General features: G+C 63.6%; 4 protein-coding genes. 3 read left to right on the top strand and 1 reads right to left on the bottom strand.

The genetic code is table 11. The features are described 5' to 3' along the window. From fdhF to AC5JJ6_RS04080, 3 genes are all read left to right on the top strand, one after another. A partial coding sequence (gene fdhF / locus AC5JJ6_RS04090; protein ID WP_496040824.1) for a formate dehydrogenase subunit alpha occupies nt 1-1,899 on the top strand: 1,899 nt, incomplete at its 5' end. Nucleotides 1,900-2,014: 115 nt separating this feature from the next. Beyond that, a complete protein-coding gene (locus AC5JJ6_RS04085) occupies nt 2,015-2,905 on the top strand; it encodes an IclR family transcriptional regulator (protein WP_496040823.1) in 891 nt (296 codons plus the stop codon). 90 nt (nt 2,906-2,995) lie between these two features. Beyond that, complete coding sequence (locus AC5JJ6_RS04080; RefSeq protein ID WP_496040822.1) at nt 2,996-3,331, top strand: hypothetical protein; 336 nt, start codon at nt 2,996-2,998, stop codon at nt 3,329-3,331. A 14-nt stretch (nt 3,332-3,345) separates the two neighbouring features. Here the strand turns inward: AC5JJ6_RS04080 and AC5JJ6_RS04075 are convergent. Then, a partial coding sequence (locus AC5JJ6_RS04075) for a hypothetical protein (RefSeq protein ID WP_496040821.1) occupies nt 3,346-3,713 on the bottom strand: 368 nt, incomplete at its 5' end.

Below are 3,713 nucleotides of genomic sequence, written 5' to 3'. Positions count from 1 at the left end.
TCCAAGCACGACGTCGATATCGATCCGGAAAACCCGCTGACCCATTTCCGGCAGGCGAGCTGGGAAGAGGCGCTGGACGTGGCGGCCAAGGGTCTTGCCAAGATCCGCGACGAACGGGGCGGCGACGCGCTGGCCGGCTTCGGCTCCGCCAAGGGGTCTAACGAGGAAGCCTACCTGTTCCAGAAGCTGGTCCGCACCGGCTTCGGCACCAACAACGTCGATCACTGCACGCGCCTGTGCCACGCGTCGTCGGTGACGGCGCTGATCGAGGGCATCGGATCGGGCGCCGTGACGGCGCCGTTCATGTCGGCCAAGGACGCCGACGTGATCGTGATCATCGGCGCCAATCCGATCGAGAACCATCCCGTAGCCGCAACCTTCTTCAAGAACGCGGTCGAGCGCGGCGCCAAGCTGGTGGTAATGGACCCGCGCGGCCACGCGCTGAAGCGCTTCGCCACCCATATGCTTCAGTTCAAGCCGGGCCGCGACGTGGCGATGCTGAACGCCATGCTCAACGTCATCATCACGGAGAACCTGTACGACCAGCAATACGTCCAGGCCAACACGCAGGACTTCGATGAGCTGAAGGAGCACGTCAAGGACTACACGCCGGAACGGATGGCGGAGATCTGCGGCATCGAGGCCGAGGAACTGCGCACCGTGGCGCGGCTCTACGCCCGGTCCGAAGCCTCCATCATCTTCTGGGGCATGGGCATCTCGCAGCACACCCACGGCACCGACAACGTGCGCTGCCTGATCGCGATGGCGCTGACGACAGGACAGATCGGCCGCCCCGGCACCGGCCTGCATCCGCTGCGCGGCCAGAACAACGTGCAGGGCGCGTCGGACGCCGGGCTGATCCCGATGGTGTTCCCCGACTACCAGCCGGTCGACAACGTCATGACCCGCGAGTTCTACGAGGATCTGTGGGGCACCAAGCTGCCGGGCGAGCGGGGTCTGACCGTGGTCGAGATCATGGACGCTATCCATGACGACAAGATCAGCGGCATGTACATCATGGGCGAAAATCCGGCGATGTCCGATCCGGACGTCAACCACGCCCGCGAAGCCTTGGCCAAGCTCGACCATCTGGTGGTTCAGGACATCTTCCTGACCGAGACGGCGAAGTACGCCGACGTGGTGCTGCCGGCCTCGGCCTGGCCGGAAAAGGACGGGACCGCGACCAACACCAACCGTCAGGTCCAGCTTGGCCGCAAGGCCCTGCCGATGCCGGGAGAGGCGCGGGAGGACTGGGTGATCGTCAGGGATCTGGCGAACCGCCTGGGCCAGAACTGGACCTACAGCCATCCGCGCGAGATCTTCGCCGAGATGACCAAGGCGATGCCGTCGCTGGCGAACATCACCTGGGAGCGGCTGGAGCGCGAGGGCTCCGTCACGTATCCGTGCGATGCCCCCGACCAGCCGGGCCACGAGATCGTGTTCGGCAACGGCTTCCCGACCGAGACGGGCAGGGGCCGGCTGGTGCCGGCGGCGATCATTCCGCCGGCGGAGGAGCCGGACGCGGAATATCCGATGGTGCTGACGACGGGACGCCAGCTCGAGCACTGGCACACCGGGGCGATGACCCGCCGGTCGCAGGTGCTGGACGACCTGGAGCCGGAGGCGGTCGCCTATATGTCGCCCGCCGACCTGCGGAAGCTGGGCATCGGGGCCGGCGACCGGATGACGGTGCGGACCCGGCGCGGATCGGTCGAACTGGTGGCGCGCGCCGACTATGCCATCCCGACCGGCCTGATCTTCATGCCGTTCTGCTACGCGGAGGCTGCCGCCAACGTGCTGACCAACCCGCAGCTCGACCCCTTCGGCAAGATCCCGGAGTTCAAGTACTGCGCCGCGAAGGTCGAACCGGTGCGCGAGCACGCGGCCGCCGCGGAGTAAAACCCGGGCGCCGTGCGCGGTCCGCCCTTCGCCCCCTCCCAGGGCGGACCGCGCTTCTTTCCGACACGAGCAGACATTCCGCCGAACACACTGTCGAGGCGAGGCTCAAGCCCCCATGCGAAGCCAGGAAGAGACATTGATAAGGTCCGGCCCCGACTCCGATTCAGAACAGGCCGAAGCGAAGACGACCACCAAGCAGGCCGACCCGAAGCCATCTGACCCAAAGACCGTCGATCCCCGTTCGCAGACGGTCCAGTCGCTGGTTCGTGCCCTCAACATCATGAGCATCCTGGGCGAAGCCGACGGCCCGATGTCGCTGACGGAACTGGCCCGCGCCGCCGAACTGTCGCCCTCCACCGCCCACCGCCTGCTGACGACCCTTCAGCAGGAGCGCTACGTCCGCTTCGACAGCGGCACCCGGAGCTGGTACGTCGGCGTCCAGGCCTTCATCGCCGGCAGCGGCTTCCTGAAGACCCGCAACATCGTCGACCTCGCCCGCCCGCGCATGCGCCAACTGATGGATCAGGCGAGCGAAACCGTCAATCTGGCGATCATCGAGAACCACGAAGTGGTCTATCTGGCCCAGGTCGAATGCCACCAGATGATGCGAGCCCTGGCCCCTCCCGGCTCCCGCCTGCCGCTGCACTGCTCCGCCGCCGGCAAGGCTTTGCTGGCCCGCATGGCGCCGCAATACGTCAAGAGCCTGATGGAACAGCGCGGCATGCAACGCTTCACGGCAGCGACCCTGACGACGCTGGACGCGCTGGAGGCCGACTTGGAGGTCATTCGGACGCGGGCCTACGCGATCGACAACGAGGAGCACGCGATCGGGCTCAGGTGCGTCGCTGCGACGATCTACGACGAGCGCGCCCAGGCGATCGGAGCGCTGTCGGTGTCCGGGCCGAAAGCGCGGGTGACGGACGAACGCGTCGCAGCGCTGGGAGCGCTGGTGCGGCAGGCGGCTGCGATGGTGACGAACGAGCTGGGGGGCACGGCGCCGGGGTGACGGGGCTTATGTCCGGTATCGCAACGATCGCCGATGCGCTATCCTGCTTGTGATCCAGCGCAAACACAGGCATCGAGCAGCGGAACCGACATGCAGACCATCTCCGACAGTGAATTATCGAGTCGGGGCTTGGCGGCTCTGGAGAAGATGCTCGATAATGGGCCTGTCCATGTTATCAAGGATGACCGGCTAGGCTATGTCGTGCTGACCGAAGCCGAATATTCCCGTTTAAAGACCCGGCCAACCGCCAGCGCAGGCACCCGGTCCGGAGTATGGGACATCCTGTTGGGAACACCCGCTCCTGGCCTTCAACGCCGCAGCCGCGAAGGCATAGACGCCGATATTGCGGCGGAACGTGACTCCTGGGACGACCAGCGAGCCAAGGTTTTACCACTCTGGACCCTTTGTTCTCTCGGTTGTGGATGAGGGAGGGCCAGATTTCATTTGTCAGGTAAAATTGCTTTTCGGTCTTGGGCAAATTGCACCAAGATTTCAGTCCTCCTGTAATGAGCAGCAAGAAGCTTCAAGCTAACTTCGGGATCTTGTGTATGTTGATGTAGATCTTTAACGTTCTTGAAGCCCAAGAATTTCGAAAAGTCTATGCACATTTCATTTATTACCTTTCTCTCTTGCTGGGCAATTCGTATGTTTTCAAGCTCTGCTCGTGCTCGTGCTGTTTTCAGATCGGAAAGCGTCTTTTGAATAGCAGCGTATGCTTTTGCAGCTGCAACCGAAGACGCAGATAGGGCCGCTATTGATTGGGCAACCTGTATGGCAACATCAACATTAAGGATGAGGTCTAACCATC

The sequence above is a fragment of the Skermanella sp. genome, assembly GCF_059503625.1.
Note: the sequence above shows the minus strand (reverse complement) of the source record. Positions and strands in the feature narration are given on the sequence as shown.